The organism is Cupriavidus sp. IDO, from assembly GCF_000812465.1.
Lineage (GTDB): Bacteria > Pseudomonadota > Gammaproteobacteria > Burkholderiales > Burkholderiaceae > Cupriavidus.
The window spans coordinates 97,620-123,770 of the sequence record NZ_JWMA01000199.1; the positions used below are offsets into that span (position 1 = coordinate 97,620).

Consider the following 26,151-nt stretch of genomic DNA (forward strand, 5'->3'; position numbering starts at 1 on the left):
GCATTTCCCCGCGTCTAGCGGTTAAGCGATTGCACGCCGGCTGCGATATCGGCCGCCGTTGCCGCGAGGATCTCCCGATACGCATTCACCACGCCCTCCAGCTGCCCGGGCGCCGGCACCTCTGTTTCGGTGCGGCCGCTCAGCACCTTGCCGTCCGGCAGTCGCCGCACGGTCCAGGCGATGGTCGCTGCTGCCCGCTTGCCCACATCGGCGTCGAGGGCTACCACATCGGTCGTCACCCGAAAGGCCGGCTGCGTCGCCGGCAGGCCGTGCTGGTAGACATCCACCGCATCAAGACTCGCTTGCAGTTGCTGCGACAGCGCATCGCGCAATTCGTTGGGTAACGGCGACGTCCAGCGCGATCTGTCGGACAGCGTGACGCCCCCGCTGGTGCCGTCACGCACTACCAGCTGAATGCGGTTCAGCCGCTCGGGCACGCGCACCGGCGTGACCTCGATCCATAACGGGGCGCCGCTACGGCTGGTCCGCCCCGTCACCGCCGGCGTGGCGTCCGAGCGACTGCCAGCCAGCGTGTAGTAGTGCGGCTCGGGCGACGCGCAGCCGTTCATCATGGCCGTGGCCGCGGCAGCCAGCGTAACAAGCATCATCAGGCGTTTCATCATTTCTCTTCCCTCTTGCCTTGCAGGAGCGCTTCGGGATGCCGCTCGAGATAATCGGTGAGCGTGCGCAGCGAGACGGCGGTTTGCGTGAGTTCCTGCATCATCCGGCGCGTATCCTGTTGCAGCGATGCGTCGGGCGCCAGCGCGCCATTGGCCGTGGCGAGCGTGCGGCGCACATCCTGCAGCGCGGCGACCACCTGTGGTGCCACGTCGCCATTGACCTGTGCCACGAGCTTGTCCGCCTTGACCAGCATCCTGTTCATCGACACCATCGCCGTGCGCGCGTCCTGCCCGATCTGGTCGAACGGCACCTTGCCGATCTTGGTCACGATGTCGCCAAGCTTGGCCTGCAGTTCGTCGAAGGTGCCCGGCGTGGTGGGAAGTTCCGGAAGCGGCGCGTTCAGGTCCGGATCAGCTGGCAGAGGCGCCTTCGGAAAGAAATCGAGTGCCACATATAGCTGGCCGGTCAGCAGGTTGCCGGTGCGCAACTGCGCTCGCATGCCGCGCTGTACCAGGCTATGCACGATGGCAAGCTTGCGCGTGTCGTCAGCCACGTCTTTCTCGCGCAGACCCATGCGAGACGGATAGAGCTCCACCACCACGGGCATGCGGAAAGCCTTCTTGTCACGCTGGTATTCGATGCCGATCGAGCGTACCTGCCCAACCGTCACGCCGCGGAAATCGACCGGCGCACCCGGAGACAGGCCGCGCACGGACTGATCGAAGTTGAGCACTGCCAGCGCGGGGGCCAGTTCCTCGGGTTCCTTCATGGCTTCGGACTGGTCCGCCGCCAGCAGGAACTCGGTGTTCTCGGCGGCCGCGGCGTGCGCGGTCGAGTGCTCCGGGGCCTGGAAGGCCAGGCCGCCAAGCATCACGGTGACCAGCGACTGCGTGGACAGCTTAAGCCCGTTCGCGTCGAGCTTGAGATCGACGCCGCTGGCATGCCAGAAGCGCGTATCGGCCGATACGAGCTTGTCATAGGGCTTGTTGACGAAGACGCGCAGCGTGATGTCGCGGCCGTTCGGCTCGAGTTGATAGGCCACGACGTGGCCGACCTGCACGCGGCGATAGTAGACCGGTGAGCCGATGTCGAGCGAGCCCAGGTCTTGCGCACGCAGCACGAATTGCCTGCCTGAGGCATCGGCGGTGACAGTCGGCGGGACTTCGAGCCCGGTGAAGCTGCGCGTCGTCTCGCCTGACTTGCCGGCGTCCACGCCGATATATGCGCCCGATAGCAGCGTCTCGAGCCCCGACACGCCGCTCATGGCAAAGCGCGGCCGCACCACCCAGAAGCGGGTGTCGGCCACGGCGAAGCTCCTGGCATCCTTGGTCAGCGCGATCGTCGCGATCACATGCGAACGGTCCGCTGCCAGCCGAGCCGTCTTGACCAGTCCGATATCGACGTCCTTGTAGCGCACGGGGGTCTTGCCTGGGGTCAGCCCTTCGGCAGTGCGGAATGTGACAGTGATCTCGGGCCCGCGTGATGCTAGCGTGTTGATCAGCAGCGAAAGCCCGACCACCGCCGCAACAAGTGGGATCAGCCAGACGAGCGAAGGGAGCCAGCGCGCGCGAGGCTTGCGTCCGGGCTGCGGTACACCATGAGGCGGGGGATGATTAACGTGATCTGGCATGGTCGGATTGCGGAAATTCGATGGGGGAAGGCGGCGTCTCGAGCGCATCCCACAGCAGGCGGGGATCAAAGCTCAGTGACGCGAGCATGGTCAGTACGACAACCGAGGCAAAGGCCAGGGCCCCGGCCCCGGGCGTAATCGTGGCCAGCGCCCCGGCCTGCACCAGCGAGGCCAGCAGTGCCACCACGAAGATGTCGAGCATGGACCACCGGCCGATGACCTCGACCAGGGCGTAGAGGCGGGTCTGTTCGCGGATGCGCCAGGTCGATCTGCGACGCACCGATATCAACAGCAATGTCAGGATCATCATCTTCAGCAGCGGGACAACGATGCTGGCGATCAGCACCACGATTGCCAGCATGTATGAGCCGGACAGCCACAGATAGGTCACGCCGGACATGATGGTGTCGTGCTGCGTGCCGAAAATTGACTGCGTCACCATCACCGGCAGCAGATTGGCCGGGATGTACAGAAGGTAAGCGGCCAGCAGGAAGGCCCAGGTGCGCGACGCGCTGGCCGGCTTGCGATGATGCAGTACGGCGCCGCAGCGCGGACACGGCCGGCCCTCGAGCGTCTTCGGACTGAGCCGGTCGCAAGCGTGGCATGACAGCAGTCCGTGCGAAGTGGCGGTAGCGCGGGGCAATTGAGTCGCGCTCATGATGCGGAGTCCGGCGGGCAGCCTGGCATGTCATCTGCACCGTGCGCATCGAGGTGGCGCCACAGTTCGCGCGGATCGAAGGACAGGATGGCGGCAAGTACGACCACGAGCGCACCGAACGACCACAGCGCGACGCCGGGCAGTACCTGCGCGATGGTCGACAGCTTCACTACCGTCACCAGCACGCCGATCATGAATACCTCGATCATGCCCCAGGGCCGCGTCTGGAGAATGCCGCGCACGATGCGGTCGAACCCGGGCGGCTTGCGCCGCTGCGCCATCGGCACGAGCAGGTAGCACATCATCAGCAGCTCGGCCAGCGGAAACAGGATGGTCGTGGCGAACACGATGATCGCCACCAGCGCCATGTCGCCCGCGTAGAGTGCCTGTACCGCGCTCCATAGCGTGGTCTCCATGCGCGAGCCCTTGAGGTCCATGGCGACAATTGGGTACGCGTTAGAAATCAGAAGCAGGATCAGGGCAGTCACCACGAGCGGAAGCAAGCGGCGATAGGCACGCAAACTGTCGCGATAAAGCGCACCGCCGCAGCGCAGGCACGTGGCACGTTCGTCCGGTGTCAGCGCTACGCGCGTATGGAGTGCGTCGCAATGCTCGCATGCCACCAGCATGTCCGGAGCCTGCGTCGGAACTGGCAGCGAGGAGTGGTTCTGATGCACGACGTGTCCTGGGGGAAATTATCGGCCTCGTTGCGTGAGGCAAGCAGCGCGCGAGCGCAGTGGAATCTTTCATGAGTTCCGCATTCTTTCACATAATGACTGACATGTCATCGTGACACTGTGTATGTTATAAGAAGCGCACTGATGCCGCAGCCGCCAGGGGTTCATGGCCTATGCCAGGCTGGCGGCGTTGTAGCGGTGTGTTGATATAATCGCCCCGTCACATAAGGTCCTCTAATTGAAGATGCCTGCCGATCCAGATCCCAAAGACCATCGTCCTCGCGTGGCCGCAGAGCGGCGCGCACGGATGCGCCAGCGCCTCATTGAAAGCGCGATGATCGTTTTTGCGCAGAGGGGTGTCGGAGCCAGCGTGATCCCGGAAGTCATCGCGTCAGCTGGCGTCTCGCAAGGTTCCTTCTACAACTACTTCCGTACCAACGAGGATCTGCTGGCGGCTGTCGGCGACGCGCTCAGCCACGACATGGTGCAAATGATCGAGAGCGTGGTCGGCGATATCGAAGAGCCGGCGTTGCGTGTTGCAACGGGTATCCGCTTGTACCTGCACCTTGCGCGATCCTATCCTGTCGTGGCGCAATTTCTTTCCGCTACGGGGCTGCTTTTGGTCAGCAACAAGAGTGCTGCCGTGTATGAATACCTGCCCTCGGATATCAAGGAAGGCCTGAAGACGGGCACGTTCGACGAGGCGTCGGCCGACGTTGCATTGGACATGGTGGCCGGCGCCGGCCTGATCGCTGTTCACCGCATGGCCAAGGGAAGAACAACCAGGGACTACCCCGAACGGATCGTCCGCGCATTGTTGCGGTCGCTGGGCGTGCCGGCTTCGAGTGCCGTACGGTTGACCTCCGCGCCGTTGCCAAAGCTGGTGGCGCCGCCGGAATCATTGCTCGAAAAGGCCCAGGAGAAGCTCGCCGCCAAGGCCGAGCCCTCCAGCTAGCAAGCGAAGCTGGTGCTACGGCGCATCGCTGATCGATTCCGCGAGCAAGCCGTCGAACAGCGCTCCGCTCGCATGCAGCGGCGACCTGGATATCGCATCGGCCGCTGATTCCTCCACGCCCAGGGCGCGCAATGCCACGGCCGCGGCGAGTTCCGAAAAATCTTCGCGACCTTCGGTTTCAAGCATGCTCTGCATTGCACTCATTGCAGCGCCGGCAACGATATTGAACCCCAGGGCGATCGGCATGCGCTTGAAGCGATTGCGGCGAACGCCTTCCTCTATATCCCTGCGGACAAACTCCAGCATGGTCGGTGCCTGGTAGCCCGCCCATCCGAGCCGGCCAAGGATCCCAGCCGCACCCGGCTGGTGCACCGTAAGTATCGACGCCAGCCGTATGCCCCTGGCGATATGCTCGGCCGGGTCGTCATGGTCGCGCACGATGGGATCGGCCGCCCGTACCCACTGTTCAGCAATCTTCCCGACAAGCTCCTGCACGATCGCGTCAGACGACGGAAAGTACTTGTAGAACGTTCCGCGTGAAACCCGTGCCGCCGAAATGATGTCGTCGATGGAGGGCGTCGCGGCGCTGTTCTCCATCATCAGGCGCATCGCACTGTTCAGCAACAGCGAGCGCATGCGCTGCCGTCGCTGTGCAGCAACTCGCTGGCGGTGGTCGCGAGTTACCCGCGGTTCTGTTTCGGCTGCGAATCTCGTCTGCATCCGGGTCATCGATCTGTTCTCTCCTCATCGTCAATGCGTCGACAACGCCGCGCGCCGGTTTCCTGCGTCGCTGACCTATGTCCGTCGCATCACTTCACGTATGGCGATTGTCGTTGCGCACCACGTCCATCCGGGTGCGCGCGTTTTCTTCGTCTCATGCGGTCCGGGACGTCAAAGTCGCCCGTCGCCACGAACAAAATAAATTATACGTCATCATGACATGTAAGTCATTATGATGTATATTTCGGGCAATCGGAAAGGGCGAAAGCCCGAACAGGCCTGCCGTCACCGACGCCAGCACGAGACCGTTGAACGGCTCGGTGGCGTGGATTGCTGATGACTCGCAGGCGAGCGACGGACCTTAGTGGAGGGTAGAAATTGAACAGGAACTATCGAGCGGCGGCTCTTGCCGTCATGGCGGCGCACGTGCTGGCCGCGTGTACACCGGACCCCGCATCTGAACACGCGGATGTAAGGCCGGTGCGGACCGTGGTCGCCGGACGCAGCGCCGGGTCGGTCGGTGCGACCTATTCAGGCGAGATTCGTGCGCGTTACGAAAGTCAGTTGGGATTCCGCACAGCCGGCAAGATCGTCGCACGCACGGTGGAAGTTGGAAGTCATGTCAAGCGCGGCCAGCCGTTGTTCCAGCTCGATCCTACGCAGGAAACGCTGCAGGTGGCCGCGGCGGGTGCGGAGGCGGATGCGGCAAGAGGCCGGGTAGCGCAGGCGCGGGTGGACGTTCAGCGCACTGAGCAGCTGCTGGCCCAGAACTTTGCCTCGCAGGCCGAGCTGGACCAGCAGCGGCTGGCCCTTAACCAGGCGCAAGCACAACTGCGTTCGGCACAGGCGCGCCAGCAGCTGAATGCCAACATGCGCGGATTCACGACGCTGGTAGCCGACCGCGATGGCGTGGTCAGCGCAATCAACGCGGAAGCCGGCCAGGTGGTTGCAGCCGGGCAGACCATCGCCACCGTCGCGGCTGACGGCGAACGCGAGGTCTCGGTCAGCATTCCGGAGTCGCGAGTCGACGAACTGCGCAAGGCGTCGACGCTGAAGATCACGGCCTGGGCGCATCCGGACAAGTCCTGGACGGGCAAGCTCCGCGAGCTTGCGCCGGACGCGGACAGCGTCACGCGGACGTACTCGGCACGCATTTCCATTCAGGACGCGGATCCGGACCTGCTGCGGCTAGGCATGACCGCGTCTGTCATGGCACCCGACGTGGACGGCAGTGGCGTTGTCCGCGTGCCGCTGACCGCCATCGTCGATCATGAACATGGCCGCCAGGTATGGGTGGTTGACCCGAAGACGTCGCGGGTGATCGCGCGTGAAGTCAAGCTGGGCGCCGCGCAGAACGACAGCGTCATCGTGGTTGGGGGACTGGCGGGCGGAGAGACCGTGGTCAGTGCCGGTGTGCATATGCTGCAGCCTGGCCAGCAGGTGAAAGTGGCCGAGGCGGTGTCTGTCATCGCCAAGGTGGGGGGGTGAAGTGAAAGGCATCAACCTGTCCGAATGGGCGCTGAAGCACCAGCAGATGATCGCGTTCCTGCTGTTGCTGTTGTCCGTGGCCGGCGTACTGGCCTACAGCAGCCTGGGCCAGAAGGAGGACCCCGAATTCACGATCAAGACCATGGTCGTGCAGGCGTACTGGCCGGGGAGTTCCGCCCAGCAGATGGCCGATCAGGTGACCGACAAGATCGAGCGCAAGCTGCAGGAGGTGGCGGAGATCGACTATACGTCCACCTACGTGAAGCCGGGCGAAACGCAGGTCAAGGTCAACCTGCGCGAGGACGTACCACCGGGCGCTGTGCCCGATGTGTGGTACCAGGTCCGGAAGAAGATGGGGGACATCCAGCATACCCTGCCACAGGGCACGCAGGGCCCCTTCTTCAATGACGAGTTTGGGGACACCTTCGGTAACCTCTATGCCATCACGGGCGACGGCTTCGACTATGACGATCTGAGACGCATTGCGGACGCTGCGCGTAACGAGTTCCTTCGTGTCGGCGACGTCAACAAGGTCGACCTGGTAGGCAAGCAGGAACAGAAAATCTATGTGGAGGTCTCCACCGCCAAGCTCGCCTCGCTGGGGATCGACCCGGCACTGATCGCGTCGACGCTCGCACAAACCAATGCCGTGACTTCGGGCGGGACGGTGCAAACCACCGCGGAACAAGTGCGGCTTGCAGTCAGTGGCGAGTTTGACTCCGTCGAAGGAATACGCGCCATCGGCATCCGTGCCGGCCAGCGTACCTTCCGCCTTGGCGATATCGCAGAGGTCCGTCGCGGCTTTGTGGAGCCTGCCACCTCGAGGATGCGCTTCAACGGCAACGAGGCGATCGGACTTGCAGTGAGCATGCGCAAGGGCGGTGACGTGATCCGGCTTGGCACAAAGCTTGACGAAGCGGTAAAGCGCATCGGCTCCAACCTGCCGGTGGGCGTGCAGATCCATGCGGTCAGCGACCAGCCACGTATCGTCGAGCATTCCGTTTTCGAATTCAAGAAGAGCCTGGCCGAGGCTGTGGTCATTGTGCTCGTCGTGAGCTTCCTGTCGCTGGGCTTGCGCACCGGACTGGTCGTCGCGCTCAGCATCCCGCTCGTGCTGGCCATGACATTCCTGGCGATGTACGTGATGGGCATCGACTTGCAGCGCATCTCGCTGGGTGCGCTGATCATTGCGCTCGGACTGTTGGTGGACGACGCCATTATTGCCGTCGAAATGATGGCGCTGAAGCTCGAGCAAGGCTGGGATAAATTCCGCGCCGCCACGTATGCCTACACGGCCACAGCCTTCCCGATGCTCACCGGCACATTGATCACGGCGGCGGGCTTTCTTCCGGTCGGCTTTGCGAAGTCGGGTACGGGCGAGTATGTGTACTCGCTGTTCCAGGTGGTGGGTATTTCGCTGCTGCTGTCATGGATCGTGGCCGTCCTCTTTACCCCTTACATCGGCTTCAAGCTATTGAAGGAGCATGCGCACGCGTCGCATGACGAAGATGCGGTCTACCAGCGCGGCTTCTATGTCAGGTTCCGCCGCTTCATCGACTTCTGCCTGAAGCATCGCGTGTGGGTGATCGGCATCACGCTCGCTGCGTTCGTGGGCGCACTGGTGCTGTTCAAGGCAGTGCCCCAGCAGTTCTTTCCGGCATCTGACCGGGCCGAGCTGATTGTTGACCTGTGGATGCCGAGGGCGTCGACCTTCGAGGCGAGCCAGCGCGAGGTGCAGAAGCTGGAAGGCCTGCTCAAGGGCGATCCGGACATTGCGGCGGTGACCAGCTTTGTCGGCAACGGTGCGCCGCGATTCTACCTGCCGCTCGATGCGCAGACGCCCAATCTGAACCTGGGCGAGATGCTGGTGATGACGAAGGGCGGTGAGGCCCGGGAGCGCGTCAGGGAAAAGCTCGAGCAGCTGTTCAACGGAAGATTCCCGAACGTGCGTGGCCGCGTCAATCACCTGGAGAACGGTCCGCCTGTCGGTTACCCGGTGCAGTTCCGCGTGTACGGGCAAGACAACGCCAAAGTTCGTGCAATCGGGCAGCAGGTGGCGGACATCATGCGTGAAGAGCCGCACGTGCGCCAGGTTAACCAGGACTGGGGCGAACGCATCAAGCGCGTGCAGGTCGACGTCGACCAGGACAAGGCGCGTGCACTGGGTGTCAGCTCGGGCCAGATCAAAGAGGCCCTTGAAGCCTCGCTGTCCGGCACGCCGATCACGCAGTACCGCGAGCAGGACCAGGGTATCGACGTGGTCTCGCGCCTCGTCGCCGCAGAACGCACGGACCTGAACAACCTGAAGGACGCAAAGATCTATGTCCGCGACGGCAAGTTTGTACCGGTCTCGCAAGTGGCGCGACTCACGCTTGACAGCGAGGACAGCGAGCTGTGGCGGCGTAACCGCGTGCCAACGCTGACTGTTCGTGCCGATATCGCAGGGGCGCAGGCACCGGATGTCACGCATGCGCTTCAGCCGAAGATCGACGCACTGGAAAAGGAACTCCCGCTTGGCTACGGCATCGAGATCGGCGGCGCTTACGAATCGAGCGCGAAGGCCCAGCGTTCCGTATTCGCGGTGATGCCGGTGACGCTCATCGTGGTGCTCGTGCTGCTGATGATTCAACTGCAGGACATGAAGAAGATGGCGATGGTCCTGCTGACCGCGCCGCTCGGGCTGATCGGCGTGAGCGCGATCATGGCCGCGTTCCGGATTCCATTTGGTTTTGTCGCCATGTTGGGCGTGATCGCCCTGGCTGGAATGATCATCCGCAACTCGGTGATCCTGGTCGTGCAGATCGATCAGGACGTAGCCGCCGGTGTCCCGTTGTGGACGGCCATCGTCGAGGCGGCGGTGCGACGGCTGCGCCCGATCGTGCTGACCGCCCTGGCGGCAATCCTGGCGATGGTGCCGCTTACCCATTCCGTGTTCTGGGGCCCCATGGCGTGGGCAATCATGGGAGGGCTCGCCGTCGCCACGGTACTGACGCTCGTCTTCCTTCCCGCTCTGTATGCGACCTGGTACCGGGCCAGGCGCCCTGCGACCGTCTGATCGCGAATGTGACGTTGAGAGTAATTTCGATGAAAAGATTGAGTATGGCCCTGCGGGCCGGGCAGGTGGCTTTGGGCTGCGTGCTTTTCTTGAACGCCGGAGAGTCGGGCGCGATCGATCTCGTGGGGGCCTATCAGCAGGCATTGGCGCATGATCCGACCAGCCTCGCCGCGAATGATGCGCTCACGGCGGGGCGGGAGAAGGCAGTGCAGGGCGACGCCTTGCTGCGTCCCCGCGTTAGCCTCCAGGCGACCCTGGACAGGATCAACAATCGTTCGTCCGGCAACCCGCCGGCCGACCTCGCGCCGTTGGTGTCCAGCGATACTTCGGGAACTGCGCGGCAGGCCGGCGTGGTGCTGGTTCAGCCGCTGTACGACAGGACCGCGGTAGCCACGCGGAAGCAGTTCCGCGAGCAATCAAACCTGGCGCAGACCCAGTTCGACCAGTCTCGCCAGGACCTGGCCCTTAGGGTGGCCGAGGCATACTTCGGCGTAGTGTTGGGTGAGGAAACGCTCCGTGTGGTGCAAGCCGAGAAGGCGGCCTTGCGGCAGCAACGCGACCGCGCGAAGGCGCGCTTTGACATCGGCCAGGGCAAGATCACTGATCTCCATGAAGCCCAGGCGCGCCTGGATGGGGTCGAGAGTCGCGAAGTCACGGCGCAATCCGCGCTACAGCAACGACGCACGCGATTCCAGGAAACCGTCGGCATGCCGCCCGATCAGCTCAGCGGGCTGGCGCCCGGTTTCGCGCCGAGGCCGCCGGAACCGGACAATCTCACGGCGTGGCAGGCAAAGGGTGAAGAACAGAGTTACCTGGTCAAGACCAGGCAGTCGGAGCGCGACATTGCCGGCGCGGAGATCGACAAGTACCGCGTCAGCAGTCGCCCGACCGTCGCGCTCGTGGCGCGTTATGGCGCGCAAGGGCAAACCGGCAACCTGGCTCCCTGGATTGCAGCCAGCAACACCCGAAGCGCGACGATCGGCTTGCAGCTCAACATTCCGCTGTACGCGGGCGGCGGACTGGATTCGCGCGAGCGGGAATCCGTTGCGAAGAAGAGCCAGGCGGAGCAGGAGGTTGCCGCCGCCCGCCGAGACGTGCGCCTGAAGGTTCAGGACGGATTCCTCTCGGTGAAAACGGGCGTGTCGCGCGTCGCCGCACTCGAGCAGTCGCTGACTTCGGCGCGTAGCGCGCTCGCGGCAACGACGCTTGGCCGGGACGTCGGCACCCGTACGCAACCCGACGTGCTCGACGCGCAGCAGCGCGTGTTCACCGCCGAGCTCGACCTGGTCCAGGCACGCCTGGACTACCTGCTTGGCCGTCTGCGGCTTGCCGCGGCGGCGGGGGAATTGAGCGAGGAAACCTTGCGCTCGCTGAATGCCTGGCTCGCAGCCTGATCGCGAAACACTATGCTCGGACATCTGCAGCACTATTGGAGTGGCGCCTTCCTCGCCGCCAACGCGTTCATCGGGCTGAACATGGTGGGCGCGCTGCTGCTCGGCATGCTGGTTGGCTACGAGCGCTCATACAATGGCCGCGCCGCCGGCATGCGCACTTATGGCCTCGTATGCATGGCGTCGACGGCGCTGACTGTGTTCGTCGGCTACCCGGCGCTGTGGTACGGCGGTGTTTCAGCGCACGCCCAGGCAGACCCGACCCATATCGTCCAGGGAGTCGTCACCGGCTGCGGCTTCCTTTGCGCGGGCGTCATCATGAAGGACGGCATGAGTATCCGCGGCCTCACGACCGCGGCATCGATCTGGGCTGCCTCGGCCATAGGCGTGTTGCTAGGCGTTGGATTCTATGCCGCCGCATTGATGCTCGCGGTGCTCTGCGTGGGCTCGATGTCGCTGTTGCACCGGCTGGAGTCCAGGCTACCGGGGCGCATGACGCTTGATGTATCGCTGACTTTCCAACCGGGAGAAGCGCCTGACCTCGATCTGCTGATCGACAGGGCAAAGTCCCGTGGCTATCGCGTGCTGCACGACAGCCTGACCATCACATTTGCCGACAACCAGGTCGTGTGGAGAGTCAGCCTGGTCGCACCGGACAAGGCGCGCGCAACATCGCCGGCAGCGCTGGCGGCCGAGATGGCTGCAACACAGGGTGTCTCTCAGTTCAGCATCCTGCCCGTACGCAGTTGAGCCGGGTAAGCGAGTACACCGAAACACCCCCACTGCGGCAAGACGGATGCTGCGCGCTCAAGCCTGGCCGGTATTCATCATGGCACTGCTAGAGCCCCAGCTTCTCCAGAGCGCCCTGGAGAACTGCTTGACTCCCATCTGGCAGGGAGGCTCGCGCAAACTGGTTAGACATACGGTATGTCTAACCAAATTCAGTGTTTCCGCGCGTGATTGCTGTTGCGATGCATGCGATTTGTGTGGGCCTTTTCATGACTCGACCCTTCCGAACTCCTCCGGTCCTCGGCACGCTGCAAACCTTTGTCGCGGTCATTGGAAAATGAGCCATTGGAATTCATTGCGGCCTCATTGCTTGCGTGCCCTGACGCCGCGCCGCCAATATTGCCACCGTTGCCAAAACCGCCGCCTCCCGCGCCCCCACCGCGCGCCGAGGCCGCGAAGCTCAAACCAATCAGCAGACTCCCAACTGCAACTACCAGTGTCCTCTTGAACATGACCGCCCCTTTGAGATTTCGAGGATTACCCTCACAAATGCTTAATATACAACGGCTGAAATTTGACCTGCGTAACAAACGGTAAGGGTTTTGTGGAACGCCTATCCTTCATGTCGACTGCCTTGGTCTGCGCTTTCAGGGACACCATCCTGCGGCTATCCCATCTAATGATGAAAAAAAGACCCCCCGGTACCGGGGGGATCCGGGAGGCCGTGAAGGCGAGGCGAAAACCGGCCCCGCGTATCCATGCTGGATGATGGCCTTGGAAATGGCATCCGCCTTAGTGCCTAAGCCGTTGCCCCATTAAGTGTGTTTCAGCCGCGAACACGGCGGTTCATCGCCAATTCAACGTGATGAAGGCGTTCAGCCAGATCGGGACCTTGTTGTTGCCAGAGCAAATGCGAAAGTGGAAAGCGCCTTTGCTTGGATTGGGCGGTTTCGCACAGTCGAAGCTGGCGCTTCCGGCCCGCCAGCGCAAAAATTGACTCATTACGAGGTGGCAGGAGCAAGACATCATGCACGCACACAGCATCCACGTCATCCCAACCGGGAAGCACGGCTGGGTCGTCGAGGTTGAAGGGGAAGACGAAGGGAGCGCGGAATACCTGACGCAGGATCAGGCTGTCGCCGCGGGCACAGAAAAAGCGAAGGAGGATGGCGTGGAACTGTTCGTCCACGGCCGGGACGGAAAAATTCGCGCATGCAAAACCGATAGCAAGGATCCACCCAAGATTGAGGCCAGCTAGCTGGAAATTCGCTATTCCCGTCCTGGCAAGGCCGTAACCCCTGGCAGGGGCCCGTGGCCATCAGGCAGTGGGTCGTTGCATGGCGACCCTGAGTTCCGGCCTTGGGCACCATCGAGGGGCGCCTCTGCTTGCGTGGGGGGCTTTTAAATGGTTCTTCGCCGGATTGCGGGACTAGGTTCTTGGATGCGCTGCTGTTTCGCCGGCGTAGCCGGCGACCTCCTTTTTGGCGCCGTCAAAAAGGAAGTCGCCCGACAGGGCGAAACGGGGCCGTCGAACCATCGACAGCGTCAACCCGCAGCCACTACCCCCAGGCCCGTCAGCAACAGCCCCTCCAAAACCCAAGCCGCACAAATCGGCAAAAAAAGCCTTTTAAATCTATCTGGTCTGCCGCGTGGCGGCCGCGGTGGACTAGCTGTCGACACAAGGCCTGCATGCATCCGCGCGCTGTTGCATTGGCGGGCACTTGCGGCTCCCATACGAACAGAACACGCAGCAATCCCCTTGCTTTGGCCGAAGCACCGCTTCGCAGCCTTTGCACTGATAGAACCACTGGCAGGCGCTGGTCGGCATGGTCTCTTCCGCGGCGTGACCACACAGCGGGCAAGTGATGGTGGACTGCAATTGGATACCGCTCATGGCGCAAAGGAGCACGATAGGGGGTTCAAGGCTGGGCCTTGCCAACTGAGCCAAACTCTACGGGTGTCTTGGTGTAGAAGAGATGGATGTCCTCGCGGTTGAGGCGCTCGAAGAGAGCTTCGAGCTCTTCCGCGGTAGCGACCAGCGTAACTTCCTCCGGCCGGTCGGCAAGTTCGACGAAATGCCAGGAATGGAGGCGGTGGCTATGCCCGATCCCCTCCGCGGCGATCGTATGCGTGGCGCCGCGGACACGCATCTCCTGCAGCAACTGCATCAGCCAGTGCGAGAGTTGCTTGCCGTGATAGCGACGTCCCTCCTGTGTAAAGAACGTCACCTGGTAGCCTTGCATTGCCGTCTCCTGCCACCCGGTTCCAACGCGTGGCGCGCTGTTCAGGGGCTTTTTTCATGCTAGCTCAATGCCGTCGCCGGTCCAAGGCCCAGATTGCGTCAGGCCCTGGCGCCGGCTTCGTACCACTTCTGTGTCCGGTTGACGATGCCGACGACGAGCAGCATCACCGGAACCTCGATCAGTACGCCTACCACGGTGGCCAGCGCCGCACCGGACTGGAAGCCGAACAGGCTGATGGCCGTGGCCACCGCGAGCTCGAAGAAGTTGCTCGCGCCAATCAGCGACGACGGGCCCGCCACGCAATGCGCAACACCCAGCTTGCGGTTCAGCAGGTAGGCAAGCCCGGAGTTCAGGAAGACCTGGATCAGGATCGGCACGGCCAGCAGCGCGATCACCAGCGGCTGCTCGATGATGGCCCGACCCTGGAAGGCAAACAGCAGCACCAGCGTCAGCAGCAGCGCAGCGATGGAATACGGGCCGAGCCTGGCCACGACGCGCTGGAAGTGCTGCACGCCTTTCTTCAACAGCATCTTTCGCGCAAGCTGCGAGATCACGACCGGCACGACAATGTACAGCGCGACGGAAGTCAGCAGCGTGTCCCACGGCACCGTGATGGAAGACAAGCCGAGCAGCAGCGCAACCACGGGTGCAAACGCCACGACCATGATGGCGTCGTTCAGCGCGACCTGCGACAGCGTGAAATACGGGTCGCCCTTGCACAGCTGGCTCCACACGAACACCATCTCCGTGCACGGCGCGGCTGCCAGCAGGATCAGCCCCGCAATGTAGCTGTCCAGTTGCCCGGCCGGCAGCATCGGCGCGAACAGGTGCCGCACGAACAGCCAGCCGAGCAGCGCCATCGAGAACGGCTTGACCGCCCAGTTGATGAACAGCGTCACGCCGATGCCGCGCCAGTGGGATTTCACCTGCCCCAGCGCGCTGAAGTCGATCTTCAGCAGCATGGGGATGATCATCACCCAGATCAGGAAGCCTACCGGCAGGTTTACCTGCGCGTATTCCATACCCGCGATGGCCTGGAATGCGCCCGGCAGCGCCTGGCCGAGAAAAATGCCAGCCACGATGCACAGCGCGACCCAGATGGTCAGGTAGCGCTCGAAGAAACTGATAGCGGGCCTGGTTGAAACCGGTGCGCTGGTGACAGCGTCAGGCGCGCGCATTCGAGGCCTCGACCGGGGTATCGCCAATCTTCTTCAGTTCCTGGTGAATGGCTGTCTTGTCCAGCACGCTCAGCGGAAGGCTGGCGAACGCGTTCACGCGCTGCATGATCTGGCGGAAGATGCGCTCGAAGGCGGCACGCTTCTCTGCATCCGTGCCCTCGACCGCCGCCGGGTCTTCGAAACCCCAGTGCGCGGACGCCGGGTGTCCCGGCCAGATCGGGCAGGCTTCACCGGCGGCCTGGTCGCAAACCGTGATGATGAAGTCCATCTGCGGTGCGCCGTCCTCCGCAAATTCATCCCAGCTCTTGCTGCGCAGGTTCGAGAGGTCGTAGCCGGTCTTCGTCACTTGCTCGATGGCGAACGGATTCACCGTGCCAGAGGGCTGGCTGCCTGCGCTGAAGGTCCTGAACCGGCCCTTGCCCATGGTGGCCAGCAGGGCTTCGGCCATGATGCTGCGCGACGTGTTGCCCGTGCAGAGGAAGAGGACGTTGTAGGTGTCTTTGCTCATTTGCCGCGGTTCAGGAAGGTAATGGTGGTTGGCGTGGGGGCGCAGCATGCCGAGGCGCTTGGTTCATCGCGTGATTCGCCGTAGGTGGGCGCGGCATCCAGCGTGTGGTACGACTCCCAGGCAATGCCTTGCGGATCGACGGTCCAGTACTTGTCGGACTTCGCGTAGCAGCAGTTCGTGCCGATCTGCGCTTCCACCGGCAGCTCGGCGCTGGCCAGGCGCGCCTGCATCTCGCCGAGCTCCTCCTCCGACTCCACCTGCACGCCGAGATGGTCCAGCCCGGGCTTGCTGCCGCGCATGGAGAGCGCGAAATTCACGCGCGGGTCTTCCAGCATCCACTTGGCATAGTCCGGCTTGGTCACGGTGGGCTCGCTGGCGAACAGGGCCGAGTAGAAGCGGATGCTGTCGGCAAGGTTGTCGACCGAAACATGTACGTGCAGGCGTTTCATGGTTGATCTCCACAAGATTCACAGCCCGTGGCCAGCGCCGGCAGGCATGGCTCCCCCTGGCAGCAGTTCTCGGTCAGGTACTGGATCAAGTCGTTCATCGTTGCGTAGTTGGCGGTGTAGATGACATACCGGCCATCCTGCCGGGACATCACCAGGCTGGCATGCGCCAGTTCCTTCAGGTGAAAGGAGAGCGAAGAGGCCGGAAGGCCGAGGGCCTCGGCGATCCGGCCGGCAGGCATACCGTCAGGGCCGGCTCGGACCAGCAGGCGGTAGACCTCCAGGCGCGAAGCGGCAGCAAGGGCCGCGAGCGAGGCGATGGCTTGGTTCGTTTCCATGTTTCCACGATAGTCGAAATGAAGAAATGCCGCAAATGAAGGTTTGATGACAGGATTTCCCGGAGCGTCGGGTCACGCGAGGGCACTGGCCGGCCAATACACCTACACTGAGGGCCCCGCACCTGTACATCCCAATCCCGTTTTGCCAGCCGTTTCAGCTTCCCCGCTTGACCGCCTGCTCGTCGACATCGCCCACTGCCGCGCTTGCGCCTTGCCGCACGAACCGAGGCCGGTTGTCCAGGCCGCCTCCGGCGCACGCCTGCTGATCGTCGGCCAGGCGCCCGGGCGGCGGGTGCACGAAACGGGCATTCCGTGGAATGACCCCTCGGGCGAACGATTGCGAGAGTGGCTGCAGTTGCCCCCGGATCGTTTCTACGATCCCGGTCAGGTGGCGATCGTGCCAATGGGGTTTTGTTATCCGGGCAAGGGCGCCAGTGGCGACCTGCCCCCGCGCCCGGAGTGCGCGCCGCTCTGGCATGCGCCGCTGCTGGCTTCCATGCCGTGCATCCGCCTGACCCTGCTGATCGGCCGCCACGCGCAGGCCTGGTACCTGAAGAACACAGCCAAAGCGACGCTTGCGGCTACCGTCGCCGCCTACGCCGAGTACCTGCCGCGTTACTTCCCCCTTCCGCACCCGAGCCCGCGCAATCGCTTCTGGCTGCGCACCCACGCATGGTTCGAGTCCGAGGTGGTGCCGCAACTGCGGCAGCAGGTGGCAATGGCCCTGGCCGACTAGCCTGAGCGGGGCGGGCGCGCTGGCACGTGCCGTTTTCAAATTCTGACGCTGCACCCGAGACGCGTACCACCGGATGCCATGTGCGATTCGCAATGACTCCTATTTTTCTCATCATTATCAAAAACTAATAAAGATAGTATCTCAATAACCAATGAATATCATGTAGGGCACGCAGCGATCACTCAGTTCCCATGAAGACTCTCCATTGTTGGCTGTGCGCCATGACGGCTATCTGGATGGCATCGCCTGTCCACGCGGCCCTGCCGGATGAGATTCAGGTCTATACGGGCGATATCAACACTCCAGGTGAATTTGGCCTCGAATTGCACCTGAACACCACGCCAAGCGGCAATTCGCAACCGGGCTACGCGGGCGAGGTCACCAATGCGCATGGCTGGCGCGCCACGGCCGAGTTCTCCTACGGTCTGGCGCCTTCGTGGGAGCTGGGCCTGTACATCCCGACTGTCCTCACGCGCGACAACTCCTACTATGTGACCGGGCCCAAGGTGCGCGTGAAATGGTTGCCAGTACGGCCCGTGGATGGCACAGGATATTTCGCCGGTGCGAACGTCGAACTCGCCCACGTCGACCATCGCTTTGAGACGGCCACCCGGACCCTGGAATTGCGCCCGATCTTCGGCTATCAGGACGCTCGCTGGCTGTTTGCCTTTAACCCCGTGCTTGATTGGGATCTCTCGGGCCCGACAAAGAGCGGGGTGCCAAGCGCCGTACCGGGCTTCAAGGCCGCGCGCACGGTGCTGCCGTGGTTGCGTGCCGGCGTCGAGTACTACATGGATCTGGGGCGCGTGAATCATCCGTCAACCGGCCCCGACCAGGCGCAAACCGTCTACATGGCGTTTGATGTCAACCATGGCCCGCTGGTCTTCAATTTCGGCATTGGCCGAGGGCTTTCGCAAGCGGCTGACCGGTGGACATTGAAATGGATCTTCGAGGTGCCGCTGCCATAAGTCCGGCACGAAGGGGGACTGTTGCCCGGTTGGGGGCCGATGAAAGGCCGCCCGCAGTTGCGATCAGCCAATTGCCGCAACGGGAACGCGAGGATCCCGCCCGCCTTGGCTGACACGACCGGCCATTTGATCCGACTCGATAAGGGATACGAGGCAGGCGTCCGAACGGTGCGGCAGGCCACATGCCGCAGCAACTTCCGCCCCGCCATATGGCGGATGCACCCGGCCCTCACCGGCGGATAGCATGCGCAAGCAGGACAAGCCGTTGCCCGCCGCCGCCCGCCCCCCGGCGACGGGCGTTCGCTGTTGTCCTGTCACCAACGTCTCACGGGGTATCGCCATGGCGCAACGCAACGCACTGCTCGACGGACTGAGGATGGTGGCGGCACTGGCAGTGCTGCTGTACCACTTCGGCTTTCGCGCCTACGAGGGGGGCAACCCTCAGATTCTCCACTATCCGGAACTGGCGGGCGCTGCCAAGTACGGCTTCCTCGGCGCCGGGCTGTTCTTCTTCATCTCCGGCTACGTGATCCTGATGACCCTGCGGCATCGCACACTGCGCGACTTCGCCGTCGCCCGGATCGTCCGGCTGTATCCCACATTCTGGCTGTGCGCCGGCATGACGCTCGTGGTCGGCAACCTGTTCGGGCCGGCGCAGTTCTTCCGGACGCCCGTCGAGGCGCTGGCGAACATCCCGATTCTGGCAGGTGCCTTCCGCGCACCCTATATCGACGATGTCTACTGGTCGCTCTCGATGGAACTCCAGTTCTATGCGGTGGCGGCGGCACTGTATTTCACCATGCCAGCCCGCTACCTGGCAGGAGCACTGGTGCTGTGGGTGGCGCTTGGCACTGTGTTCATCGCGACGGGCGAGTGGTTCGACCTCAATGTACGCTATCCGGGATCCACGTACGTTGGCTTCTTCGGCATTGGCGCCGCCATCTGTTTCTTCGAACACGGCAAGCGCGGGCCGGATGTCTGGTGCCTGTATGCCGCCTCGGTCGCCGGTGTCGTCATCAAGCTGATCTCGCTGGCCAATGACGCGGTGCCAGAGACCGGCGTGCCGGTCAGCGTGCCGGTCATGGTGGCGATCATGGCCGCCTGCGCCGGTGCCGTGCATCTCGCGCACCGCGTGCCGGTTAGCTCGGCCCGGGCCGCCGGGTGGCTGACGTTCGCCGGTGGCATGACCTATCCGCTGTACCTGCTGCACCAGAATATCGGCATCACGCTACTGAACCGGTACTTCGACGAGGCTTCGCGCTGGACCGGGCTGGCCTGTGTGACCGTATTCCTGCTGCTCCTGTCGGCGGCCGTGTATCTCCTGTTCGACCGCCCCGTCCGCAGCGCCCTGAGGCGCTTCTTCCGCGTGAGCAGGTGGCCCGCCCCGCTCGGTGTGCGCGGCTAGCCGCCTTCCACCCGGGCCGATATGAGCCGCTCGGCCGGGAACGCCTGAGGCGATTCCGAGTCAATCGTAAGCATTAAGTTACAATGCTGTCCCGCAGCACGACCCCCACAGAGCCAGTAAGTGATCTTTGTGGCACCGTGCAAAACCCCCGACCCTCATGCGATTCCTGTTCCTGCTGCTGACTGCCATGTGCCTGTCGCTGCTCTCCTTCGGAGCGGCGGCGCATGCACACGCGGGTATGCAGGGCAACGGGGCATCCGCCAGGGTTGCCGAGGTGGCAGTGCTCCCGGCCGTCGACGAGATGGGCCGGATCATCGCCCCCGGCGACGACGGCCTGCATGACGAAGACGCCTTCGACGAGCCGCCGCCGGGCTACTGCAATATCTGGTCGGCCGATCTGCTCGATCCGCTCGACCTGCTGGACGAGATCGAAGAGTCCAGCGCCTTGTTTGACCTCCCCACGGTGCGGCTGCTGCTGCCCGCCGGCGATGTCGCGCAGGCCCCGCCGGGCCGTGCCGGGCCGCCGCCTTCGGCTTTCTTCAAGCCGCCCATCTCCCTCGCCTGATCGCCTTCGCGCCTGACGCACGCGTATGCCGTGCCCGGGCCGCGCCCCCTTTGCCTGATATCGCCAGCCTGTCCGCTGCTTAGTTAGCCGGGCACGCCGCTGCCGTGGTTCGTCCCCCAGTGCGTGCACACCGGGACGCGCGGCGGCATGGCGCAGGCAGCCGTACCGCTTGCTTTCCGGACTCATGACACACTCCAAGCTGACCCTGATCGCGTCGCTTTCGCTGATGGCGTTCGCCGTCGCGCCGGCCCGCGCCGCCACGGACACCAGGCCGCCGGCAACTGCCGCCGTTTCTGCAACTTCCTTGCCGGCCTCGGCGCCGTCTTACTCGCTGCCGCAGCTGCTGACGCTGGCCCAGACCACCAACAAGGGCGTGGAGGCGGCACAGGCCGGCGTCGATGCCGCCAGCGCGGCCATCGCCAGCGCGCGCGCCTATCCCAACCCGCAGGTCGAAGTGATGATGGGCCGCCTGCAGGGCCGCCAGCCCGGCGTGACCAGCGGCAACTCGCCCAGCTACGCCATCACCCAGAAGTTCGACTACCCGCAGCAACGCAACCTGCGCCAGGCCATGGCGGGCCGCGGGCTGGAGGCCTCCGAGGCGCAGCGCCACGGCTTCCACGCCGAACTCGCCGCGCGCGTGAAGACCGCCTACTACGAGGTACTGCGGCGCGAGAGTGAACTTGCCGCGGCCACGGAAGACCTGGCGATGATGCGCCAGATCCATTCGCGCGCGCGCCTGCGGGTGGAGGTCGGCGAAGCGCCGCGCTATGAGCTGATCAAGGCCGAGACCGAACTGCTGGCCACGCAGAAGAGCCAGCAGACCGCCGAACTGCGCGTGAACCAGGCCAAGGCCGCCTTGCGCCAGCAGGTGGGAGGCGCGCTGCCCGCGCAGTTCGGGCTGGCCGGCACGCTCGGCCAGGCGCCCGACCTGCCGCCGCTGCCTGCGCTGCGCGACACCATGACGGGCAGCAATGCGGAACTGACCCAGCGCCGCATGGAGCTGGAACGCGCCCGCCTGGGCGTGGACTACCAGCGCTCGCTGCGCTGGCCCGAGGTGGCCCTGCGCGCCAGCACCGATCGCCAGCCGGACAACAACGTCTCGCAGATCGGCCTGGTCATGACCATTCCGCTGTGGGACCGCCGCAGCGGCCCGGTGGGCGAGGCCACCGCGCAGGCCACGCAGGCGCGCACCGCGCTGGAAGCGCGCGAGTTCGAGCTGGCGCAGGAACTGGAAACCGCCTACCGCCAGTACGAGATTACCCAGGCGCAGGTGACGGCACTGGAGTCCGGCATCGTGCGCGAGGCCGAGTCCGCGCTGGGCGTGGCCGAGTCGGCCTACCGCTTCGGCGAGCGCGGCATTCTCGATTACCTCGATGCCCAGCGCGTGCTGCGCGGCGCGCGCAGCGACCTGATCGCCGCCCAGTTCGACCTGCAGGTGGCCGCCATCCAGATCGAAAAGCTCCTGTCGACGAACGCCAACGCGGCTGCCCTGGCTCCGCTGCCGTCCTCCACTACCGAATCCAAGTAACCATGCGCCCCAATTTCCTGTTTTCGATGACGGCCGCGGCCGTCATGGTGTTTGCCCTGGCCGGCTGCTCCGACAAGCCCGCGCCTGCCGCCGAGCCGGCCAAACTTCCGCCCGGCGTGATCAAGCCCGAAGCCAACCTGCAGCAAGGCCTGAAAGTCGCGCCCGTCACCACATCCCCGTTCAGCGAGATGCTGCGCGTGGCCGGCCGCATCGATTTTGACGAGCAGCGCGTGGCCCGCATCGGCGCCAGCGTGACCGGCCGCGTCACCGATCTCTACGCCATCCTGGGCCAGGAAGTGAAGGCCGGCCAGGTGCTGGCGCGCCTGCACAGCAGCGAGCTGGGCGCCGCGCAGATGGCCTTTCTGAAGAGCGAAGCGCAGAGCGAGCTGCAGGCGCGCAATGCCGAACGCGCGCGCCAGCTTTTCGCCGCCGACGTGATCGGCCGCGGCGAGCTGCAGCGGCGCGAGAGCGAACTGGCGATCGCCTCGGCCGAGATGCGCGCCTACCGCGACCAGTTGCGCGTGCTGGGCATGTCCGCCGGCGCCATCGCCAGACTGGGGAAGAACGGCAGCATCGATTCGTACTCGCCGGTGTTCTCCAGCATCAGCGGCACGGTGGTCGAGCGCAACGTGGCGCAGGGCCAGGTGGTGCAGCCGGCCGATGCGCTCTACACGGTGGCCGACCTGTCGCGCGTGTGGGTGGTGGCCGAGGTGCCCGAGCAGCAGGCCGCGCAAGTGGCAGAAGGCCAGACCGTCGAAATTGAAGTGCCGTCGCTCGCCAATGGCGCGGGCCGGCACAACGTCACCGGCAAGCTGATCTACGTGGGCCGCACCGTCAATCCGCAATCGCGCACGGTGCTGGTCCGCACCGAGCTGGAAAACCGCGAAGGCCGCCTCAAGCCCGCCATGCTGGCGAGCATGCTGATTGCCGGCAAGCCGGTCGACCAGCTCGTGATCCCGGCCGCGGCGGTGGTGCGCGACGGCAACGACGAGCTCGTCTACGTAGAAGTGCCTGGCAACCAGTACCGCCTGACAAGGGTCAAGCTGGGCGCCGAAAGCGACGGCATGCGCGTGGTGCAGAACGGCGTGAAGGCCGGCGACCGCATCGTCGTCGACGGCGCCTTCCACCTGGACAACGAGCGCAAGCGCCTGGAACAGGGTTAAGCGGCCATGATGAAATCCTTAGTCGAAGCCGCGATCAAGCAGCGGCTCGTGGTCTGCGTCATCGCCGTGGTGCTGTTCTTCTTCGGCCTGCGCGCAGCCACCAAATTGTCGGTGGATGCGTTCCCCGATGTGACCAACGTGCAGGTGCAGATCGCCACCGAGGCCACCGGCCGCTCGCCGGAAGAAGTGGAGCGCTTTGTCACCGTGCCGGTGGAAATGGCCATGACCGGCCTGCCGGGGCTGGAAGAGATGCGCTCGCTGAACAAGGCCGGCCTGTCGCTGATCACGCTGGTCTTCACCGACGCCACCGATGTCTACTTCGCGCGCCAGCTCGTCATGGAGCGGCTGATCGAAGTGGCCGGGCGCATGCCGGAAGGCGTGACGCCGGTGCTGGGTCCGGTCTCCACTGGCCTGGGCGAGGTCTACCAGTACACGCTGGACCGCGCCGACGACGGCGACCGCGAGCTGACGCAGGAAGAGCTGGCCGAGCGCCGCATCGCCCAGGACTGGGTGGTGCGCCCGTTGCTGCGCTCGATCCCCGGCGTGGCCGAGATCAACTCGCAGGGCGGCTACGTGCGGCAGTACCAGGCGCTGGTCAACCCGGAGCGCATGCGCCACTACCAGATCCCGATCCAGCAGGTCTACCAGGCGCTGGCCCGCAACAATGCCAACTCCGGCGGCGGCGTGCTGCCGCACTACGCCGAGCAGTACCTGATCCGTGGCGTGGGCCTGGCCAAGGGCGTGGACGACCTGGGCAGCATCGTGCTGAAGGAAATCGCCGGCACGCCGGTGTACCTGCGCGACGTGGCCACCGTCACCATCGGGCACGAGGTGCGGCAGGGCGCGCTGGTCAAGAACGGCCAGACCGAGGCGGTCGGCGGCATCGTCATGATGATGCGTGGCGGCAATGCCAAGGAGGTGGTCAGCCGGGTCAAGGCGCGCGTGGCCGAGATCAACGAGCGCGGCATGCTGCCGGGCAAGCTGCAGATCGTGCCGTACTACGACCGCAGCGAACTGGTCGATTCCGCGTTGTGGACCGTGACCAAGGTGCTGCTCGAAGGCGTGGTGCTGGTGGTGATCGTGCTGTTCCTGTTCCTGGGGGACGCGCGCTCGTCGGTCATCGTGCTGGCTACGCTGGTGCTGACGCCGCTGCTGACCTTCATGGTGATGAATGAGGTGGGGCTGTCGGCCAACCTGATGTCATTGGGCGGGCTGGCGATTGCGATCGGCCTGATGGTGGACGGCTCGGTGGTGGTGGTCGAAAACGCGTTCGAGCGGCTCGGACACAAGGATCCTGGCTTGACCAAGACCGAGATCCTGGTCAAGGCCGTGCAGGAAGTGGCCACGCCCGTGATCGTCGGCGTGGGCATCATCATCCTGGTGTTCCTGCCGCTGATGACGCTGTCCGGCATGGAAGGCAAGATGTTCGCGCCGCTGGCGTTCACCATCTCGATCGCGCTGGCGATCTCGCTGTTCCTGTCGCTGACGCTGTCGCCGGTGCTGTCGTCGTACCTGCTCAAGGGCGGCGCCGAGCATGACACGCGCGTCATCGCCTTCATGAAGCGCCACTACCTGCGCCTGCTGCACTGGGCGCTGGGCAACAGCCGCAAGACCGTGATCAGCGCGGTGGGAGCATTCGTCGCCACGCTGGCCATCGTGCCGCTGCTGGGCACCTCGTTCATCCCGGAAATGAAGGAAGGCTCGATCGTGCCGGCCATCGACCGCGTGCCGAACATCTCGCTCGAAGAGTCGATCAAGCTGGAGAAGGAGGCCAACAAGCTGGTGCTGAGCGTGCCGGGCGTGAAATCGGTGGTCTCGGGCGTGGGCCGCGGCGAAAGCCCGGCCGACCCGCAGGGCCAGAACGAATCGACGCCCATCGCCAGCCTGAAGGACCGCGACGAGTGGCCCGACGGCTGGACCCAGGACGATATCGCCAACGCCATCCGCGAGAAGCTCAAGGCCATTCCCGGCGTGCAGATCGTGATGGCGCAGCCGATCTCGGACCGCGTGGACGAGATGGTCAGCGGCGTGCGCTCGGACGTGGCGGTGAAGGTGTTCGGCGACGATCTCGACAAGCTGCGCGAGCTGGCCGGCGAGATCGCGCGCGTGGCCGGCGGCATCAACGGCTCGCAGGATATCCGCATCGAGCGGATTTCGGGGCAGCAATACCTGTCGATCGAGATCGACCGCCAGGCGATTGCGCGCTACGGGCTCAATGTGTCGGACATCCACGACCTGATCGAGATCGCCATCGGCGGCAAGCGCGCCACGGACATCTTCGAAGGCGAACGCCGCTTTGCCGCGGCCGTGCGCCTGCCCGAAGAATTCCGCAGCAACGTGCAGGCCGTCCGCCAGCTGCTGGTGCCGACGCCGCATGGCATCCAGGTGCCGCTGCAGAGCGTGGCGAAGATCGAAGTCACCGACGGCCCGGCCCAGATCAGCCGCGAAATGGCCAAGCGCCGCGTGGTGGTGATGATCAACGTGAAGGACCGTGACCTCGGCGGCTTCGTGACCGAGCTGCAGCAGGCCACCGGCGCCAAGGTGAAGCTGCCGGAAGGCTACTACCTCGAGTGGGGCGGCCAGTTCCAGAACATGGAACGCGCCATGGGTCACCTGAAGATCATTGTGCCGGTCACCATCGCCGCGATCTTCTTCCTGCTGTTCCTGTTGTTCAACTCGCTTCGCTTCGCCACGCTGATCATCACGGTCCTGCCGTTCGCCTCCATTGGCGGCATCATCGGGCTGTTCGTCACCGGCGAATACCTGTCGGTGCCGGCGTCGGTGGGCTTTATCGCGCTGTGGGGCATGGCGGTGCTCAACGGCGTGGTGCTGGTGTCATATATCCGCACGCTGCGCGATTCGGGTTTGTCGGTCGATGAGGCGGTGGTGCAGGGCGCGACCCAGCGCTTCCGCCCGGTGATGATGACCGCGACCATTGCGATGCTGGGGCTGGTGCCGTTCCTGTTCTCGACAGGGCCAGGCTCGGAAGTGCAGCGTCCGCTGGCGGTGGTGGTGATCGGGGGGCTGATTACCTCGACGCTGCTGACGCTGGTGATGGTGCCGACGCTCTATCGCTGGTTTGATGACCGGAAGGTGGATCCGACGAAGGACGTGCCGGTGTGATGGGTCTCTGCCACCGGGTGCATACT

Annotated in this window: 25 protein-coding genes; 13 read left to right on the top strand and 12 right to left on the bottom strand. The window is 64.3% G+C overall.

What is annotated here, in order from left to right; genetic code table 11:
• Positions 1 to 14: 14 nt before the first annotated feature.
• From RM96_RS35075 to RM96_RS35090, 4 genes are read right to left on the bottom strand one after another with little or no spacing between them, the layout of a single operon-like run.
• Positions 15 to 623 (bottom strand): PqiC family protein, encoded by a 609-nt coding sequence (locus RM96_RS35075; RefSeq protein WP_039016358.1) that lies wholly within the window; start codon positions 621 to 623, stop codon positions 15 to 17.
• Positions 620 to 2,251, bottom strand: coding sequence for a PqiB family protein (locus tag RM96_RS35080; RefSeq protein ID WP_039016359.1), 1,632 nt, complete (start codon positions 2,249 to 2,251; stop codon positions 620 to 622). Before RM96_RS35080 ends, RM96_RS35075 begins: the two co-directional genes overlap by 4 nt.
• The gene (locus tag RM96_RS35085; RefSeq protein WP_039016360.1) at positions 2,235 to 2,909 is read right to left on the bottom strand and encodes a paraquat-inducible protein A; all 675 of its coding nucleotides are present in this window, start codon (positions 2,907 to 2,909) and stop codon (positions 2,235 to 2,237) included. Before RM96_RS35085 ends, RM96_RS35080 begins: the two co-directional genes overlap by 17 nt.
• Positions 2,906 to 3,538 (bottom strand): paraquat-inducible protein A, encoded by a 633-nt coding sequence (locus RM96_RS35090; RefSeq protein ID WP_052279919.1) that lies wholly within the window; start codon positions 3,536 to 3,538, stop codon positions 2,906 to 2,908. The genes RM96_RS35085 and RM96_RS35090 overlap by 4 nt, the downstream gene beginning before the upstream one ends.
• Positions 3,539 to 3,830: 292 nt before the next feature.
• On the opposite strand from RM96_RS35090, the gene RM96_RS35095 reads away from it, so the two are divergent.
• Entirely contained in the window at positions 3,831 to 4,541 is a 711-nt protein-coding gene (locus RM96_RS35095; protein WP_238587519.1) for a TetR/AcrR family transcriptional regulator, read from the top strand.
• Between the two features lie 15 nt (positions 4,542 to 4,556).
• Here RM96_RS35095 and RM96_RS35100 read toward each other — a convergent pair whose 3' ends face one another.
• Entirely contained in the window at positions 4,557 to 5,177 is a 621-nt protein-coding gene (locus tag RM96_RS35100; protein WP_238587511.1) for a TetR/AcrR family transcriptional regulator, read from the bottom strand.
• Positions 5,178 to 5,675: 498 nt separating this feature from the next.
• On the opposite strand from RM96_RS35100, the gene RM96_RS35105 reads away from it, so the two are divergent.
• Genes RM96_RS35105 through RM96_RS35120 form a run of 4 tightly spaced genes read left to right on the top strand, consistent with a single transcriptional unit; the run spans position 5,676 to position 11,945 of the window.
• Positions 5,676 to 6,749 carry an efflux RND transporter periplasmic adaptor subunit gene (locus tag RM96_RS35105; RefSeq protein WP_039016363.1) on the top strand — a complete coding sequence of 358 codons (1,074 nt, stop codon included), beginning with the start codon at positions 5,676 to 5,678 and terminating at the stop codon, positions 6,747 to 6,749.
• Position 6,750: 1 nt separating this feature from the next.
• A complete protein-coding gene (locus tag RM96_RS35110; protein WP_039016364.1) occupies positions 6,751 to 9,804 on the top strand; it encodes an efflux RND transporter permease subunit in 3,054 nt (1,017 codons plus the stop codon).
• 44 nt (positions 9,805 to 9,848) lie between these two features.
• Positions 9,849 to 11,198: a TolC family outer membrane protein gene (locus RM96_RS35115; RefSeq protein WP_238587512.1), complete on the top strand. Its 1,350-nt coding sequence runs from the start codon at positions 9,849 to 9,851 to the stop codon at positions 11,196 to 11,198.
• Positions 11,199 to 11,210: 12 nt separating this feature from the next.
• Positions 11,211 to 11,945, top strand: coding sequence for an MgtC/SapB family protein (locus RM96_RS35120; RefSeq protein WP_039016366.1), 735 nt, complete (start codon positions 11,211 to 11,213; stop codon positions 11,943 to 11,945).
• A gap of 191 nt (positions 11,946 to 12,136) precedes the next feature.
• Here the strand turns inward: RM96_RS35120 and RM96_RS38290 are convergent, their stop codons facing one another.
• Positions 12,137 to 12,436 carry a hypothetical protein gene (locus tag RM96_RS38290; protein WP_082016850.1) on the bottom strand — a complete coding sequence of 100 codons (300 nt, stop codon included), beginning with the start codon at positions 12,434 to 12,436 and terminating at the stop codon, positions 12,137 to 12,139.
• 515 nt (positions 12,437 to 12,951) lie between these two features.
• Here RM96_RS38290 and RM96_RS35125 point away from each other — a divergent pair.
• On the top strand, positions 12,952 to 13,182 hold the full coding sequence (locus tag RM96_RS35125) for a DUF2188 domain-containing protein (protein WP_052279920.1): 231 nt from the start codon (positions 12,952 to 12,954) through the stop codon (positions 13,180 to 13,182).
• Positions 13,183 to 13,590: 408 nt separating this feature from the next.
• Here RM96_RS35125 and RM96_RS40465 read toward each other — a convergent pair whose 3' ends face one another.
• The 6 genes from RM96_RS40465 to RM96_RS35150 form a co-directional block, all read right to left on the bottom strand.
• Entirely contained in the window at positions 13,591 to 13,818 is a 228-nt protein-coding gene (locus RM96_RS40465) for a GDCCVxC domain-containing (seleno)protein (RefSeq protein WP_082016851.1), read from the bottom strand.
• Between the two features lie 25 nt (positions 13,819 to 13,843).
• Complete coding sequence (locus RM96_RS35130) at positions 13,844 to 14,167, bottom strand: DUF190 domain-containing protein (RefSeq protein ID WP_039016367.1); 324 nt, start codon at positions 14,165 to 14,167, stop codon at positions 13,844 to 13,846.
• Positions 14,168 to 14,265: 98 nt separating this feature from the next.
• On the bottom strand, positions 14,266 to 15,345 hold the full coding sequence (arsB, locus tag RM96_RS35135; RefSeq protein ID WP_039016368.1) for an ACR3 family arsenite efflux transporter: 1,080 nt from the start codon (positions 15,343 to 15,345) through the stop codon (positions 14,266 to 14,268).
• Complete coding sequence (locus RM96_RS35140) at positions 15,332 to 15,853, bottom strand: arsenate reductase ArsC (protein ID WP_039016369.1); 522 nt, start codon at positions 15,851 to 15,853, stop codon at positions 15,332 to 15,334. Before RM96_RS35140 ends, arsB begins: the two co-directional genes overlap by 14 nt.
• The gene (locus tag RM96_RS35145) at positions 15,850 to 16,302 is read right to left on the bottom strand and encodes an ArsI/CadI family heavy metal resistance metalloenzyme (protein WP_039016370.1); all 453 of its coding nucleotides are present in this window, start codon (positions 16,300 to 16,302) and stop codon (positions 15,850 to 15,852) included. Before RM96_RS35145 ends, RM96_RS35140 begins: the two co-directional genes overlap by 4 nt.
• On the bottom strand, positions 16,299 to 16,637 hold the full coding sequence (locus RM96_RS35150) for an ArsR/SmtB family transcription factor (RefSeq protein ID WP_039016371.1): 339 nt from the start codon (positions 16,635 to 16,637) through the stop codon (positions 16,299 to 16,301). The genes RM96_RS35145 and RM96_RS35150 overlap by 4 nt, the downstream gene beginning before the upstream one ends.
• Positions 16,638 to 16,779: 142 nt before the next feature.
• Between RM96_RS35150 and RM96_RS35155 the strand changes: the two genes are divergently transcribed.
• From RM96_RS35155 to RM96_RS35185, 7 genes are all read left to right on the top strand, one after another.
• On the top strand, positions 16,780 to 17,373 hold the full coding sequence (locus tag RM96_RS35155) for a uracil-DNA glycosylase family protein (RefSeq protein ID WP_039016372.1): 594 nt from the start codon (positions 16,780 to 16,782) through the stop codon (positions 17,371 to 17,373).
• A 236-nt stretch (positions 17,374 to 17,609) separates the two neighbouring features.
• Positions 17,610 to 18,341: a hypothetical protein gene (locus tag RM96_RS35160; RefSeq protein WP_238587513.1), complete on the top strand. Its 732-nt coding sequence runs from the start codon at positions 17,610 to 17,612 to the stop codon at positions 18,339 to 18,341.
• A 340-nt stretch (positions 18,342 to 18,681) separates the two neighbouring features.
• Positions 18,682 to 19,746: an acyltransferase family protein gene (locus RM96_RS36520; RefSeq protein WP_052279922.1), complete on the top strand. Its 1,065-nt coding sequence runs from the start codon at positions 18,682 to 18,684 to the stop codon at positions 19,744 to 19,746.
• Positions 19,747 to 19,903: 157 nt separating this feature from the next.
• Positions 19,904 to 20,311, top strand: a complete 408-nt coding sequence (locus RM96_RS35170) for a hypothetical protein (RefSeq protein ID WP_039016373.1) — start codon at positions 19,904 to 19,906, stop codon at positions 20,309 to 20,311.
• A 184-nt stretch (positions 20,312 to 20,495) separates the two neighbouring features.
• Complete coding sequence (locus RM96_RS35175) at positions 20,496 to 21,839, top strand: TolC family protein (protein WP_039016374.1); 1,344 nt, start codon at positions 20,496 to 20,498, stop codon at positions 21,837 to 21,839.
• 2 nt (positions 21,840 to 21,841) lie between these two features.
• The gene (locus tag RM96_RS35180) at positions 21,842 to 23,002 is read left to right on the top strand and encodes an efflux RND transporter periplasmic adaptor subunit (RefSeq protein WP_039016375.1); all 1,161 of its coding nucleotides are present in this window, start codon (positions 21,842 to 21,844) and stop codon (positions 23,000 to 23,002) included.
• Between the two features lie 6 nt (positions 23,003 to 23,008).
• A complete protein-coding gene (locus tag RM96_RS35185) occupies positions 23,009 to 26,125 on the top strand; it encodes an efflux RND transporter permease subunit (RefSeq protein ID WP_039016376.1) in 3,117 nt (1,038 codons plus the stop codon).
• Positions 26,126 to 26,151 lie beyond the last annotated feature (26 nt).